This is a genomic window from Flavobacterium sp. 245, assembly GCF_004362055.1.
Lineage (GTDB): Bacteria > Bacteroidota > Bacteroidia > Flavobacteriales > Flavobacteriaceae > Flavobacterium.
On sequence record NZ_SNXB01000002.1, the window covers coordinates 56,229 to 70,889 of the forward strand.

Below are 14,661 nucleotides of genomic sequence, written 5' to 3' on the forward strand. Positions count from 1 at the left end.
TTTTTGAGGTTCTAAGTGGCTAAGATTCTGAGGGACTAAGTTTTTTACAATTTATAACTAATTAATCGTGTTTTCCATTAAAATATTCCATCCATTTTCCTTGCACTTTCATTACTTGCTCAATTACATCACGCGCGGCGCCACGCCCGCCTTTTACGTGCGAAATATAACGGCAAATATTTTTAATTTCAGGACTTGCATCTTGAGGACAACTTGGTAATCCAACTAATTTCATAACATGAAAATCAGGAATATCATCACCCATATACAACACTTGTTCTGGGTTTATATTGTTACTGTCAGTGTATTCTTTAAATGTTTTTACTTTATCAGGAGTACCTAAATGAACATCTGCAATTCCCAAATTATTCAAACGAATACGAACGCCTTCATTGCTTCCGCCAGAAATAATACAAACATTGTAACCGCTTTCAATTGCTGCTTTCATTGCGTAACCGTCACGAATATTCATTGTGCGAAGCATTTCTCCTTCATTGGTTACAAAAACAGAACTGTCTGTCAGTACGCCATCAACATCAAAAACAAATGTTGTGATGTCATTCATTATTTCTTTATAACTTTTTGCCATTATTTTGTATAGATTGTGTTAGAATTTTATAAATATTTTTTTGATTTTCATTTGTCAAAAAATCCAAATGTGCTTGAATTGTGGTTGAATCATGACGTTTTGCCGGGCCTGTTTGGGCATCAACTGGATCCAAAGCGTTGATTTTTTCAGCGGTCTCTTTAATCAAGGGTTTTAAAACTTCAAAAGGAACTTGGTGTTCATTGCAAATTTCCTGACCAATTTGGTACAAATGATTGGTGAAGTTATTTACAAAAACTGCTGCTGCGTGAAGTGCTTTTCTTTGATCCGAATTAATTGCAAAAACATTGTTTGAAATGCTCTTGGCTGCGGTTTCTAAAATTCGAAAATCAAAAGTATTTTCGGCTTCCAGGCACATTGGAATTGTAGAGAAATCTACCTCTTTGCTTTTTGAAAATGTCTGTAGCGGATAAAAAACGCCCTTTCTGTTTTTAGCATCAAGAGCATCAAGCGAAGCCGCGCCAGAAGTATGAACCACAATTCTATTTTGAAAAGGCAGTTTCTGTGAAACCTCTAAAATTGCATTGTCAGAAACGGCGACAATGTATAAATCGGCTTCGATTAGTTCTTCAAAATCGCTTACAATTTTATCATATTCAACTAAAGAAGCTAAAGTTTCCTTTTTTCTCGAAAATACTTGTACGATTTCGACCGCTTCATTTTTCGCGAAAGCTTTGATTAAATGCTGTGCAACATTTCCGGAACCAATTATTGATACTTGAATCATAGCACAAAATTAACATTATTTTTTTTAAATGTAGTTTGGTTTAATTCGTTTGTCATTCATATAAACTCAATTTTGGTTGGAAAGAACCTTTGTATGAAGATCAAATTAAAAACCCGCTTTCTATAAATTAATTTCAAAATTATAGAAAGCGGGTTTTAGGATATTGGTTTTTATGTATTTAGAATTTCACAGCTCCTTTGGGAACAGTTTCTCCAACGGAAATCTTTTTAGATATATCAAAATTTGGATTTGAAACAAATTCTATATTCTGGCTCACTTCACCATTAATCGAAATGGCTTTTTCTGATTTAGAATTGAATTCAATATTTTTGAAAGACATATTTTTTCCATTAAAAATTTCGAAAACAGCTGGTTTCTGAATGTCTAATTTCACATTACTGATTTTAATTCCGTTTGCGTCAATTATTGAGAACCCGTTTTCAGCTTTTGCTGTTAAGTTTGAAATTTCGATATTTTCAAGATTCATTTCTGGCAATCCTTGTAAAAATACTGCTTGATAAGCTCCGGCAATCGTAATGTTTTTAATCGAAATATTCTTGAATTGTGGCGTTTCTATATTTACAGGCATCATTTTGTTTTCTACTTTCGTTCCGCCTTCAGCCAATGTTTCAGCAATAGATTTTCCTCCATAGTATAAATCAAACGAAATTGCCTGAGATGGAATGTCCGTCATATAAATATTCGAAATAAAAATATTCTCAACAATACCGCCACGTCCGCGCGTACTTTTAAAGCGAAGACCAACATCAGTTCCCATAAAAGTGCAATTCGAAACATGAAGGTTTTTTACACCGCCAGACATTTCACTTCCCACGGTTACGCCGCCATGACCATGATAAACAATATTGTTTTTTACAATGATATTTTCGCACGGAATTCCACGATCACGCCCGTCTTTATCTTTTCCAGATTTTATGCAAATAGCATCGTCGCCCACATCAAAACTTGAATTTTCGATCAAAACATTTTTACATGATTCCACATCAAGACCGTCTCCGTTTTGAGAATACCAAGGATTGCGAACAGTAACATTTCGAACAATTAAATCTTCAATCATTAAAGGATGAATGTTCCAAGCTGGCGAATTTTGAAAAACCGGACCGTCAAAAAGTACTCTTTTGCTGTTTTGAATGCTTACCATTACCGGACGAAGAAAATCATGAATTTCTTCAAACTGTTCTTTTGTTTTTAAATCAAGACGAACGTTTTGATCAGCTCCAACAGAAGCTTTCATAAAAGTTTCAGATGGATACCAACTGTCTTTCTTCTCATTTAAAACGCCGCCCGAAGCCACAAATTTCTTCCATTGACTGTCGGTTAATTTGCTCTTTTTTACTTGTCTCCAAACTTCACCTGAACCATCCCAAACACCATTTCCGGTAAAGGCAACATTTTCAAGATTTTTGCCATAAATAGGAGAGATGCATCGCCACGTATTTAAACCTTCAAAACTGGTTTCTACAATTGGATACAAGCTTTTATCAGGCGAAAATTTAATCAAAGCGCCTGTTTCAGCATGAAGTTCGATATTGCTTTTCAAGATAATCGGACCTGTAAGCCAAATTCCTGGAGGGATGATTACTTTTCCTCCACCTTTTTTTGTAACAGCTTCTATAGCATCGGCGAAAGCCTTTGTATTTAGAACATAGCCGCCGTTTACTGCACCAAAATCTTTTATATTAACACTGTTTTTCGGAATTATTGGCTCTTTTACTTTCGACATTTTAAATTCAATATCACTGTATAAAGTACTCGATTTTGAATTCTGCGCAATAGTTGTGTATGGAAGTCCACACAGTAAAAGTGCAAAAGAAATGACAAAGTTGATTGTTTTGGTTTTCATTTTTAATTATTTTATAAAGAGATAGTTAATAGCTCAAATAGTTAATTTTAGTTCTTTTTTTTGCGGAAATAAAGAATCGGAACTTCAAAAACAGATAAATTCAAAATGTAATCGATTACACAAAACTATGAAAAAATATCAATAATCAAAGAAATTATTAAGTATAAGGGATTTGTAGTAATTAACCTATTTCAAATTTACAATTCATTATATAAAAGCCTCTTTTTTTAGTTTTTATTAACAAATCACAAATATTGGAACTCAACATTTTTAAGTACTTTTGTGGCACTTTTATACAATGTAATTCCTCAAAAATGGATAAAAAAATATTCTCTTTTTTGTTTTCTACACGCTTAATGGCCGTTCTTTTTTTAACATTCGCAATTGCAATGGGTGTTGGAACTTTTATCGAAAGTAAATACAACACCGATACTGCCCGAATTTTAATCTATAATACTTGGTGGTTTGAAGCTATAATGGCAGTTTTTATGCTAAATTTCTTCGGTAACATCAAACGTTATCAATTACTTAAAAAAGAAAAATGGGCTACTTTTTTACTTCACATAGCCTTTGTTTTTATCATTTTAGGAGCTTTTATTACACGTTATATCAGTTATGAAGGAATGATGCCAATTCGCGAAGGCGCAGCAGAAAATCAAATTTATTCGGATAAAACATTTATTACGGTTTTTGCTGACGGAGAATATAAAGGTCAGCCGAGAAGAAGAGTTTTTGATAAAAGCCTTCTGCTTTCACCGGTTACGAATAATGATTTTACACTTTCAGGAAAATTTGACGAAACTCCTTTTGAGGTTAGTTATGTGAACTACATCATGGGGGCAAAAGAAATTATAAAACCAGACCCTAAAGGAACTCTTTATTTAAAATTAGTAGAAGCCGGAGCGGGTGGTCGTGAGGAACATTACTTAAAAGAAGGTGAAGTTCAAAATATTCACAATGTTTTATTTGCTTTAAATAAACAAACTGACGGCGCAATAAATATTAATACGAAAGGAGAAAAGTATACGATCCAAACGCCATTTGAAGGAGAGTTCATGAGAATGGCCGACAAATTTAAAGGGACTGTTACAAAAGATAATGTACAGCCTTTAATGATGCGTTCTTTGTATAGTATTGGAGATATTCGTATCGTTTTTCCAGATCCTGCTGTAAAAGGAGTTGTTGATTATGAGTCAAATAAAGATTTTAAAGCTAAATCGCATACTGATGCTTTGGTAGTAAAAATTAAAGCTGATGGTCAAGAAAAAGAAGTTCGTTTAATGGGGTCTAAAGGAAGCATTGGCGAGCCTCAAACGGTTAAAATTGGTAAAATTGAATACAGTTTATTTTACGGAAGCAAAGCTTATATTTTGCCTTTTAAAGTACGATTAAATGATTTTATTGCAACGAAATATCCTGGAACAGAGAAAAGTTATTCGTCATTTGAAAGTAAGGTGACGGTTCAGGATTCTGCAGAAACTTTTGACGCAGATATATATATGAATCACGTTTTAGATCATAAAGGATATCGTTTTTTCCAATCGTCATTTGATCCAGATGAAAAAGGAACTGTATTATCTGTAAATCACGATTTTTGGGGAACTTCGATTACTTACTTAGGCTATTTTATGCTTTTCTTTGGTTTGATGGCGATTATGTTTACAAAACATTCTCGTTTTGCCGATTTGAAACGCAAGCTTGATACAGTAAAAAAGAAAAAGGAAAAACTGATTACGATTCTTGTTTTAATGATTGGTTTGAGCGGTTTTGCACAACAAAATCCTCATGTTCATTCGCACGAACATGATCATAACCATACTGCAGATCCAAACGATCACGCAAATCACGTAGTGGCACCGCCAAGCCAAAAGCAGTTGGATTCATTGCTTACAATTTATAAAGCTCCAGAAGCTCATGCCGCTAAATTTGGTCGTTTGATTATTCAGGATGCTGGTGGAAGAATGAAACCAATTAATACATTTTCATCTGAATTACTTAGAAAAGTTAGTCACAGTGATAAGTATAACGGAATGAATTCTGATCAGGTATTTTTGTCGATGACGCAATACGCTCAGGTTTGGATACAGATTCCGCTTATTTATATTAAGATGGGAAATGACAGTATCCGTAAAATTATTGGAATCGAAAAAGACGCACAATATGCTCCATTTGTAAAATTTTTCGATGAAAACGGAAATTATAAATTGTCACCTTATTTAGATGATGCTTATAAAGCAGGAAATCCAAATCAGTTTGAGAAAGATTTTATTGAAACAGATAAAAAAGTAAACTTAATGGAATCTGCTTTAAGCGGCAGCATTTTGAAAATTTTTCCTGTTCCAAATGATCCAAACAATAAATGGGTTTCTTTCTTGGAACGTGAAAACAGCGGTTTTAAAGGAATGGATTCAACGTATGTAAAACAAATTCTGCCTTTGTATTTCAGCGCTTTGAACAATGGTTCTATTTCTAAAAACTGGGATACGGCTGATCAACTGGTAGAAAGCATCAATGGTTTCCAAAAGAAATTTGGCGCTAAAGTAAGACCAAGCGAACAAAAAATTGATGCTGAGATTGCTTATAACAAATATGATGTTTTTCAAAAACTATCGTATTGGTATATTACAGCAGCGATATTTATGTTTATTTTTACGATCGTAAATATCTTCTTTGAGAAAAAATGGTTGCGAGTTACAGTAAATGTTTTCCATGTAATTATTGGACTTTTATTTGTACTTCATACTTTAGGATTAATTGCAAGATGGTACATTTCTGGGCATGCACCCTGGAGTAACGCTTATGAGGCAATTGTATATGTGGCTTGGTCAACGATGTTCTTTGGATTGGCTTTTGACAGAAAATCAAAATTAACGGTAGCTTCATCTGCTTTCGTTACGTCTATGATTTTAATGGCGGCATACATGAATTGGATTGATCCAGAAATTGCAAACTTACAGCCGGTTCTTAATTCATATTGGTTAATGATTCACGTTGCGGTTATTGTAGCTAGTTATGGTCCGACTGCATTAGGAATGATTTTAGGTTTTGTAGCATTAGTATTGATTTTCTTTACAACTGAGAAAAACAAAGCTAAAATGGAATTGAACATTAAAGAGATTACTTATATCAATGAAATGGCAGTAACTATTGGTTTGATCATGCTGACTATTGGAAACTTCTTAGGCGGACAATGGGCAAATGAAAGCTGGGGACGTTACTGGGGATGGGATCCAAAAGAAACTTGGGCTTTAATCTCGATCATGATTTATGCTTTTGTAATTCACGCTCGTTTTGTACCAGCTTTACGCGGAAAATGGTTCTTCAATTTAATGACTATGTTTGCGTTTATTTCGATTTTATTTACATATTATGGAGTAAATTTCCACTTAGTTGGTTTACACTCTTATGCAAGCGGAGAAGCGCATTCTTTAAATTGGGTTTATTACTCAATGGGAACAATTGCCCTAATTGGAGCTGTAACTTATCCGAAGTATAGAAAATACTATAAAAGTAAAAAAGTGAAGAAAAAATAATTATCACGGTTATTATTAATTCACAAAAAAAAGAGGTTCAGTTTTTTACTGAACCTCTTTTTTATATAAGTCAATTAAAAAAGTTAGGATGGCAGTTTTCCCATAAAAACTAGTACAATTGCAGTTAGTAGTAAAAAGCAAATCCAAAATATGATATGGCTTAATATAGTTAAGAAGAAAGCTTTTGCTTTTGATAATTTATTGAAAAATTGAATATTCGTCCAAAATATTAATACCATTCCTGTCAAATAAGTTATAGTAGAGAATCGTTCAGCATGGTGCATATTATTTAGATATATTAATATTGGAAATGATAAAATTTGAGCAAAAATTCTTTGTGAGGCTTTAAATGTATTGAGGACAAAAAGTTCAAAAAAATTATAACCTTGTTTTCTAAATACAATATAAGTTCCAACAGTGTAGATTGGTATTGTGGCAATAGTAGTCCACGCAAAATGAGTAGCAATCCATTCACCGAAATCGTGCAAATCTAATTCTGGATCACCAGTCTTAGGAAATAAATCAATATGGAAGTAATGATACAGGAAACTATATAATGCTCCAAGAACTGCCACTAATGACAAAGGTTTAAAATGCTTGACGCGCTTTCCCTCAATAAAATCTCTTATAGAATGGCCAGGTCTGGTTAATAATTGTTTTAGAGTATAGGGAATTCCGGCATCGAAATGCAATAATCCGTGTTGAATATCATGCCATAAAAAGTGGGCATTAATTTTATGTGTATCAGCAGGCTGTCCGCAGTTGTTACAATAATGACCACTATAATGCTGATGACAATTTTTGCAGATTATTTCCATTTTTTCATGTATTTTACTTGAATAATTTTTACTCAACTTTACTTTTAATTCCATCAGGAAACATAATTGCTAATAATACTGCAATTAATAAAAAGTTATATTCAACGCCATTTCTTCCTCCGCCTACAACAAACCATCCTTCTTTAAAATGTACCATGATGATTCCCATAATCAATACAAAAATGGTTACGAAGCCGGCCAGCTTGACATATTTGTTAATAAGTAAAAGTATTGCGGCGATAACATGCGATAATTTAATGCTCCAAGCCAGAAAAACTCCAAAAGGGGCAAAACCAATTTGGTTTAAAAATAAATTCCCGAAATCATTAATACCGTTATTAAACATCCCGAAAACGGAGTGTGTGAGAAGAATAATGGCTACTGTAATTCTTAATAGTAAATTTCCGTTCATGATTTGTTTTTTAATAAGTAATTAAAAATAATAAAAAAACGCACATTAAATAAATTAATATGCGTTTTGAATTTCTATATAAGGTCAGTTTTAAACTTTTCCTAAAGTATATAGTTGTGTCATTGTTGGTGTTAAACTTCCGCCAGCAGGCTCAAGTGTAATCCCAAAAGCTTCTGCTTCATTTGTGCGGTCAACAGCAAATATTTTTTGTGAATTTCCTTCAAAATCACTCAATAAACCAATACTTGTTGGCGTAAGTACCGGACTTAATTTTAATGCCCAAACTTGATAAACCATTCCTTTTGGAGGTTTTGGCAGACCAGCGGCATCAATATAAGTTGTTTTAGTGTCTTTGTTCCAATACACTTTTGCAAAAGATGTTGGAGAAACCGCTTGACCGCCAAGCGTTACACCAGTGTTTTTAATATCTCTTACAATCGTCAAACTTTTTTCAATTTCTTTATTTTGCTGTCCTAAGTAAGCATAATCTCGTTCAATTTTGCTTTTTTCAGTTCCAACAGTAGCAATTGCCTGTTTTGTCTTTGTCAATTCTAAAGTTTGATATCCTAAGCCAAGCAATAAAAGTACTGCTGCAGCCCAGCCAACATATTGCGACCAGTTTGAGGCTGGTTTCATGTCGACTACTTTACCATGTTTAAGTTCTAATCTTGCTTTAATTTTTTCAAAATTAGCGACAGAATGGAAAGGAGAGAAGCTTGACGATAAAGCAACAATAGCTTTTTCTATAGAAATAATTTCCTGTTCCATTTCTGGACTTTTCTTGGCCGCTTCGGCAATTTCCAAATTCTCCGTTTCGGTTAATAAACCATAAACATATAGTTCTAAAATTCCTGATTCAATATACTCTTGTGCTTCCATTATATTTTTAGATAATTTCTTAAATCGTTAATACAGTTTCTGTTTTGTGTCTTGATAGTTCCCAGTGGCATTGCCAATTCTTCTGAAGCTTCTTGTTGGGTATATCCTTTAAAAAATAGCAGGTCAAGAATTTCAATACATTTGGGTTTCAGTTTTTTTACAAATTCTTGAATACCAATTGTATCAATTTTATTGACAAGTTTATTACTGTCATCTAACAGATTTACGAAATTATCGGAGGAAAGGTTTTTTTGACTGTTATTAAAATTTTTAGATCTTAAAGTATCAATAGAAGTATTTCTAGCAATATTAAGGATCCAGGTGTAAAATCGGCCTTTGCTTTCGTTATACGAATCAATGTTTTTCCAGATTTTTACAAAAACTTCTTGTAAAACATCTTCGGCTTCTTCACGATTTTTGATTAGCACATTAATGACCGAAAACAAACTTTTCGAGTACATATCGTACAGATGGGTAAAAGCTCTTTCGTCTTTTTTGTAAATTAAAACTAACAATTCTTCTTGACTCATAGATTTGGATTTTAAAGCTTAAACAAATAATTAATTTGACACTATTTTATTACCTGAGATAAAGATAATTTATTTTTTTGTGAAAATTATAATTTTTTTAACAGGCAAAAACCTAGGTTACATAAGGGTTTGAAAAAAAATCCAACTTTTTTTTATTTTTTTTTCATTTTTTTAAAACCAAACACAATCCAATTACGTAAATGCTATTATAAAAGAAAATCACAGGGCATTATAATAGCAAAAACCCTTGATTTAAGCAGGAAATTTGAAATGCAGCTTTCTGAAAATTGTAAAATCTATGAAGAAAAATAAATTTCAGCAGCGTTAAAAAACGTAAATAAAATCTCAATAAATAAAAAATAGTGTCATGAATAAGATAAATATTTTAAAAATATTGATTGTTGCTCTAACAGGAGTTTTAGCATTTATGAATTTCATCAAAAATGATTTTAGAAAAGCTACTCAGATGATGCATTCTGAGATTTCGATTGACACTATTAAGATGATTTCATAGTTGGTGTCCTCGGACTTCCAAAAAGAAAATTTATTTATACCGTATTTTCAATTTATAAAGAGTTAAAGAATCCATACACGCCATTAAAAATATCAGATGAAAATACGAATTAGGGTTAAAATTAATTTTCAATAAAACCGAGAGGCATCAACTATAATTTAAATAAATACAATAACACAATATCGAGTCCAGAAACAAAGAAGAAACTCTTTTACAAGGTCTCACTTTAATTTATGAAAACGCAATAAGGCATAATAATTAATTCATGGTTTGATTTGTTTGTATGGGGGGAAGCCTAACGTCTGATTAACGTTAGGCTTCATTTTTTTAACGAATCTTTAATATAAAATAAAATCGCCAAAGCCTTTTTGTAAAAGAGATTTTAATTAATTTTATAAAAAATTAAACAATGAAAAAAATAGTATTTTTAGCTTGCAGTGTGGCTATTTTATTTGCTTCACAAGTTCAAGCTCAAACGAGTAATAAAAAATCTAAAACAGAGAAAGCTATGGCAAAAGAAACCATCTATCAATTCAAGGTTGAAGATTTATCAGGAAACGTTTTTGATTTTGCTTCTTTAAAAGGAAAAAAAGTAATGATTGTCAATACGGCTTCAAAATGTGGTTTAACCCCTCAATATAAAGATCTTGAAGCAGTTTACAAAGAATACAAAGACAAAGGTTTTGTAATTGTAGGTTTCCCTGCAAATAATTTTGCATCGCAGGAACCAGGCACAAACGAAGAAATTGCTACTTTTTGTCAGCTGAATTATGGTGTAACTTTCCCAATGATGGATAAAGTTTCTGTAAAAGGCGATGATATGTGCGAGGTTTATAAATTCTTGACTCAAAAAGCTAAAAACGGTTTGCAGGATTCTGAAGTAGAATGGAATTTTCAAAAATATTTAATTAATGAAAAAGGAGAATTAGTGAAAGTAATCAAACCTAAAACATTAGTTACAGAGCCAGAAGTAATCAATTGGATTAAAAGTTAATCATAAGGCCGAAACCACTAAATCCACAAATTTGAAGAAATTCAAGTTTGTGGATTTTTTTTTGACTTTTATATTGTTATTTATAAAGTATGTCATTTCGACTAAGGAGAAATCACACTAGTATTTCCCAAAGAGAATCGACATTCTTTGTGGAGTTTCGAGTGTGATTTCTCGTTCGAAAAATGACAAAAAAAAAGATCTACTTGCGTCCATTGCGGTTAAATCAATATTAATTGCATGAAAACCAAATCAAGCCAATGATCAAATTTATAACCCACTTCACGAATTTTTCCGGTGACTACAAATCCAAATTTTTCATGAAAGGCAATACTTCCGGCATTATCAGCGTCGATTGCGCCAATCATAACATGGTAGCCCTGTTCCTTCGCTAAACGAATCAATTCGGTCAATAATTTGGAGCCAATGCCTTTTCCAATGACATTATCAACAACATACACAGAATGTTCGATGGTATATTGGTATCCAATTTTTTCTCTAAACTGGCCATAACTTCCAAAACCAACAACCTCGCCATTTAGATCAGCAACCACAATAGGAAGGTTTTTAGCTTTTTTATCTTCAAACCATTTAGTTTGTACGTCAAGAGTCTGAATATCATAACTATAATTTGCTGTTGTATGCAAAATAGAATGATTTACTATTTCTAGAATTTTTTCTAAATCATTTTCAGTTGCAGGTCTGAGTGTTACTTCCATTATAATTTTATTGGGTTATTTTGTATTTAGTTCTGCTAATAAAGTATCCACTTCTTTGGTACTCCACGTCATTTCGGTACAAATTATTTTAGCATCATTTGCATATTGCAAAGCTAATTTTTTGTCTTTTACTTTATTATACAGCCTTGCTAATAAAAGGTTTACATCGTAAGAATCATTTATCTCTAATGAATGTTTTACCCAGAAAATGGACTTTTTAAGGCTTTCTGGATCATTGATATGCTTTAAATAAGTCTGTCCGATATCTTTTAAAAAACTAGCGTCATTCCAGACTAATTTTTGAGTGTTTTCTAGAGTTGTTTTTTTATAAAACTGCCATTTCTCAGTTCGTTCTGCCAGTGTGAGATCAAATTTAAAAACCAATGAATCTGTTTTCTGCAGTCGAATTAATTTTGCAATTTCTCTTTGTTTATAATAGTTTACGGTGTCTAAATTATCAACATAAGGGCGAAGCAATTCGGTTACAATACTCTCAATTTTTCGGTCTACACGATTTTGTGAGGCAACAACAGCAAATTCTTTCTGATGTTTTAAAACAAATTGAAATTCTCTTGATTTTATATCGGTAACACCATTGGCAATAATTCTCCAATTTGTTTCGCTGATCAGTTGTGCATCAGATTGTGTATTGAGATAAATATGTGTTGCGGGTGATAAATCGGTTCTGTCTTTTCCTTTTTTTAATGTATTTAAATAAGCGAAAAATTTATCTGAATTACTTGGATCTGAAAGGAATTCTTTTTCTAAATAAGGAAGCTGCATCCTAGAATTCAAAGCATATTTTACTTCGGTCATAAACTCGGGCGATTTCATTTCGCCTTTTAGAGCATATAAAAGCGTTTCATTGGCATCCAAAAACAAAAATGTTGGCAATGATTTCGTATTGTATTTATTTTTAAGCGTAATTCCTTCGTCTTTTTCAATGTTTTTCCAGATGCAAACATAGTTTTCTTTCAAAAAAGCCATGACATCAGGATTACTGAAAACTTCTTTTTTCATTTGATTGCAATGCGGGCACCAATCGGCATAAAGCATTATAAAAAGTGGTTTTCCTTCTGATTTTGCTTTTTCTAATGCAGTTTTATATGGTATATCATCTGGAACAAACTGATTTTGAGATTTTACAGTCTGCAACGAAAGAAAAAGAACAATTAGATATAAGAAACGCATAAGCAGTATATTTTTATTACAAATTTACTTTTACAAATATATTCCCTTTTTCCAAAAAGTGCCTCAATATCTTGCTATTTATAAGTTAAATCAAACATGAAGTTTGTAACTTTGTAATAGTAAAAAGAAAATCAGAATTTTTAGATTTTCTTAAAAAATAATACGCCATAGGAATGATTTACCCCAAAATACCGCTTGCACAAAGCATTATTGAAATTTGTTCAGCAAAAGGAATAACTAATATTATAATTTCTCCCGGTTCACGAAACGCACCTTTAACCATAGGATTTGCTCAAAATCCGAATTTTAAATGCTACAGTATTGCCGATGAACGTTGTGCAGCATTTTTTGCATTAGGAATTGCACAGCAGACCAAGCAGCCTACTGCACTTGTATGTACTTCAGGATCAGCTTTGTTGAATTATTATCCGGCTGTTGCAGAGGCTTTTTACAGCCAGATTCCGTTAATCGTGATTTCTGCAGACCGCCCGCAAAGCAAAATTGATATTGGAGACGGGCAAACCATTCGTCAGCAAAATGTCTATGAAAATCATTCGCTTTTCAATGCAAATTTGACAGAAGAAGCTTCTGATGAAAATGATTTGAAAATCAATAAAGCTATAGAAAGGGCTATGCTGCAAAAAGGCCCAGTTCATATTAATGCACCTTTCGAAGAGCCTCTATATGAGACAGTTGATTCACTTTCTGTTCAGCCAAAAATCACAACTTTGAAAGAAGAAATTCCTACCAAGATTATTGATAACAGCGAAGAAATTGCTTCCATTTGGAATTCGGCTAAAAGAAAACTAATTCTTATTGGAGGAATAAATGAAGTAAACTCTATAGAACAGGAAATTCTGGAAAACTTTGCCAACGATCCATCAATTGTTGTACTTACAGAAACTACTTCGAACTTGCATCATCCGAGTTTTATTAATAGCATAGATACTTTGATTACACCATTTGACGATTGTGATTTTAAAGAGTTAGAAGCAAAAGTTTTAATCACTTTTGGAGGTATGATTGTATCAAAACGTATTAAAGCTTTTTTGCGAAAGTATAAACCTGCACATCACTGGCATATAGATACTTTGCGTGCATATGATACATTTAATGCTTTAAGTAAACATTTTGTAATGGAGCCAAATGATTTTTTTAAAGATCTGCTTCCAAAAACAGAATTTGTTTCTAGCAATTATTTTAAGAAAATCGATAAGATTTACAGTCTAAGAAATGAAAGAAAAGAAGAATATTTAAAGAAAATACTATTTTCGGATTTTAAAGTTTTTGAAAAAGTAATTGAATCTTTACCTAAAAATAGTCAGTTACAAATTAGTAACAGTTCGGCAATTCGTTATGCGCAATTAATTGAGATTGATCCATCAATTGAAGTGTTTTGCAACAGAGGCACAAGTGGTATTGATGGAAGTACATCTACAGCAATTGGAGCTGCCGTGGCAAATACAAAACAGAACGTTTTTATAACAGGCGATATCAGTTTTTTATATGACAGCAATGCTTTGTGGAATTCGTATATTCCTAAAAACTTTAAAATTATTTTGATTAATAATGGAGGAGGAGGAATCTTCAGAATCTTGCCTGGGCATGAAGAAAAGCCTGTTTTTAATACTTATTTTGAAACCTCACATCAATTGACAGCCGAACATTTAGCAAAAATGTATCAATTCAGTTATTTGCAAGCTTTTGATAATGAGTCGTTGACAAAAGGCATTTCTGCTTTATATGCGGATAATGATAAACCAATTATTCTCGAAATTTTTACCCCAACAGCTCAAAATGATGTTGTTTTGAAACAATATTTTAAAGAATTAAATTAAAATATTTGTAAGTTAAATTGTGTTAAAATTTTTTAACT

At 32.4% G+C, this 14,661-nt stretch carries 13 protein-coding genes; 4 read left to right on the forward strand and 9 right to left on the reverse strand.

Annotation, left to right across the window (positions count from 1 at the left end):
* Positions 1-61: 61 nt before the first annotated feature.
* The 3 genes from EV145_RS03515 to EV145_RS03525 form a co-directional block, all read right to left on the reverse strand.
* Positions 62-589, reverse strand: coding sequence for a KdsC family phosphatase (locus EV145_RS03515; protein ID WP_133523852.1), 528 nt, complete (start codon positions 587-589; stop codon positions 62-64).
* Entirely contained in the window at positions 573-1,334 is a 762-nt protein-coding gene (locus EV145_RS03520; protein WP_133523853.1) for a Rossmann-like and DUF2520 domain-containing protein, read from the reverse strand. The genes EV145_RS03515 and EV145_RS03520 overlap by 17 nt, the downstream gene beginning before the upstream one ends.
* Positions 1,335-1,512: 178 nt before the next feature.
* The gene (locus tag EV145_RS03525) at positions 1,513-3,198 is read right to left on the reverse strand and encodes a glycoside hydrolase family 28 protein (protein ID WP_133523854.1); all 1,686 of its coding nucleotides are present in this window, start codon (positions 3,196-3,198) and stop codon (positions 1,513-1,515) included.
* A 314-nt stretch (positions 3,199-3,512) separates the two neighbouring features.
* Here EV145_RS03525 and ccsA point away from each other — a divergent pair, with 314 nt between their 5' ends.
* Positions 3,513-6,731: a cytochrome c biogenesis protein gene (gene ccsA / locus EV145_RS03530; RefSeq protein ID WP_133523855.1), complete on the forward strand. Its 3,219-nt coding sequence runs from the start codon at positions 3,513-3,515 to the stop codon at positions 6,729-6,731.
* Between the two features lie 83 nt (positions 6,732-6,814).
* Here the strand turns inward: ccsA and EV145_RS03535 are convergent, their stop codons facing one another.
* The 4 genes from EV145_RS03535 to EV145_RS03550 form a co-directional block, all read right to left on the reverse strand.
* A complete protein-coding gene (locus tag EV145_RS03535) occupies positions 6,815-7,549 on the reverse strand; it encodes a DUF3667 domain-containing protein (RefSeq protein ID WP_166638402.1) in 735 nt (244 codons plus the stop codon).
* A gap of 28 nt (positions 7,550-7,577) precedes the next feature.
* A complete protein-coding gene (locus EV145_RS03540; RefSeq protein ID WP_133523857.1) occupies positions 7,578-7,961 on the reverse strand; it encodes a DoxX family protein in 384 nt (127 codons plus the stop codon).
* Positions 7,962-8,051: 90 nt separating this feature from the next.
* On the reverse strand, positions 8,052-8,840 hold the full coding sequence (locus tag EV145_RS03545) for an anti-sigma factor domain-containing protein (RefSeq protein WP_133523858.1): 789 nt from the start codon (positions 8,838-8,840) through the stop codon (positions 8,052-8,054).
* Positions 8,840-9,370: an RNA polymerase sigma factor gene (locus EV145_RS03550; protein WP_133523859.1), complete on the reverse strand. Its 531-nt coding sequence runs from the start codon at positions 9,368-9,370 to the stop codon at positions 8,840-8,842. The genes EV145_RS03545 and EV145_RS03550 overlap by 1 nt, the downstream gene beginning before the upstream one ends.
* A 367-nt stretch (positions 9,371-9,737) precedes the next feature.
* Between EV145_RS03550 and EV145_RS22335 the strand changes: the two genes are divergently transcribed.
* Together EV145_RS22335 and EV145_RS03555 are read left to right on the forward strand one after the other, a co-directional pair.
* Positions 9,738-9,884 carry a hypothetical protein gene (locus tag EV145_RS22335; protein WP_166638403.1) on the forward strand — a complete coding sequence of 49 codons (147 nt, stop codon included), beginning with the start codon at positions 9,738-9,740 and terminating at the stop codon, positions 9,882-9,884.
* 409 nt (positions 9,885-10,293) lie between these two features.
* Positions 10,294-10,878 carry a glutathione peroxidase gene (locus EV145_RS03555; RefSeq protein ID WP_133523860.1) on the forward strand — a complete coding sequence of 195 codons (585 nt, stop codon included), beginning with the start codon at positions 10,294-10,296 and terminating at the stop codon, positions 10,876-10,878.
* Between the two features lie 218 nt (positions 10,879-11,096).
* Here the strand turns inward: EV145_RS03555 and EV145_RS03560 are convergent, their stop codons facing one another.
* Positions 11,097-11,594 carry a GNAT family N-acetyltransferase gene (locus tag EV145_RS03560; RefSeq protein WP_133523861.1) on the reverse strand — a complete coding sequence of 166 codons (498 nt, stop codon included), beginning with the start codon at positions 11,592-11,594 and terminating at the stop codon, positions 11,097-11,099.
* A gap of 15 nt (positions 11,595-11,609) precedes the next feature.
* Positions 11,610-12,785 carry a thioredoxin family protein gene (locus EV145_RS03565; RefSeq protein ID WP_133523862.1) on the reverse strand — a complete coding sequence of 392 codons (1,176 nt, stop codon included), beginning with the start codon at positions 12,783-12,785 and terminating at the stop codon, positions 11,610-11,612.
* 173 nt (positions 12,786-12,958) lie between these two features.
* Between EV145_RS03565 and menD the strand changes: the two genes are divergently transcribed.
* Complete coding sequence (gene menD / locus EV145_RS03570) at positions 12,959-14,623, forward strand: 2-succinyl-5-enolpyruvyl-6-hydroxy-3-cyclohexene-1-carboxylic-acid synthase (protein ID WP_133523863.1); 1,665 nt, start codon at positions 12,959-12,961, stop codon at positions 14,621-14,623.
* The last annotated feature ends 38 nt before the right edge of the window (positions 14,624-14,661 follow it).

Excerpts from the sequence above, each read along its gene's own strand:
- EV145_RS03515 (WP_133523852.1), bottom strand. The coding sequence starts at position 589 with ATGGCAAAAAGTTATAAAGAAATAATGAATGACATCACAACATTTGTT.
- EV145_RS03520 (WP_133523853.1), bottom strand. The coding sequence starts at position 1,334 with ATGATTCAAGTATCAATAATTGGTTCCGGAAATGTTGCACAGCATTTA.
- EV145_RS03525 (WP_133523854.1), bottom strand. The coding sequence starts at position 3,198 with ATGAAAACCAAAACAATCAACTTTGTCATTTCTTTTGCACTTTTACTG.
- ccsA (WP_133523855.1), top strand. The coding sequence starts at position 3,513 with ATGGATAAAAAAATATTCTCTTTTTTGTTTTCTACACGCTTAATGGCC.
- EV145_RS03535 (WP_166638402.1), bottom strand. The coding sequence starts at position 7,549 with ATGGAAATAATCTGCAAAAATTGTCATCAGCATTATAGTGGTCATTAT.
- EV145_RS03540 (WP_133523857.1), bottom strand. The coding sequence starts at position 7,961 with ATGAACGGAAATTTACTATTAAGAATTACAGTAGCCATTATTCTTCTC.
- EV145_RS03545 (WP_133523858.1), bottom strand. The coding sequence starts at position 8,840 with ATGGAAGCACAAGAGTATATTGAATCAGGAATTTTAGAACTATATGTT.
- EV145_RS03550 (WP_133523859.1), bottom strand. The coding sequence starts at position 9,370 with ATGAGTCAAGAAGAATTGTTAGTTTTAATTTACAAAAAAGACGAAAGA.
- EV145_RS22335 (WP_166638403.1), top strand. The coding sequence starts at position 9,738 with ATGAATAAGATAAATATTTTAAAAATATTGATTGTTGCTCTAACAGGA.
- EV145_RS03555 (WP_133523860.1), top strand. The coding sequence starts at position 10,294 with ATGAAAAAAATAGTATTTTTAGCTTGCAGTGTGGCTATTTTATTTGCT.
- EV145_RS03560 (WP_133523861.1), bottom strand. The coding sequence starts at position 11,594 with ATGGAAGTAACACTCAGACCTGCAACTGAAAATGATTTAGAAAAAATT.
- EV145_RS03565 (WP_133523862.1), bottom strand. The coding sequence starts at position 12,785 with ATGCGTTTCTTATATCTAATTGTTCTTTTTCTTTCGTTGCAGACTGTA.
- menD (WP_133523863.1), top strand. The coding sequence starts at position 12,959 with ATGATTTACCCCAAAATACCGCTTGCACAAAGCATTATTGAAATTTGT.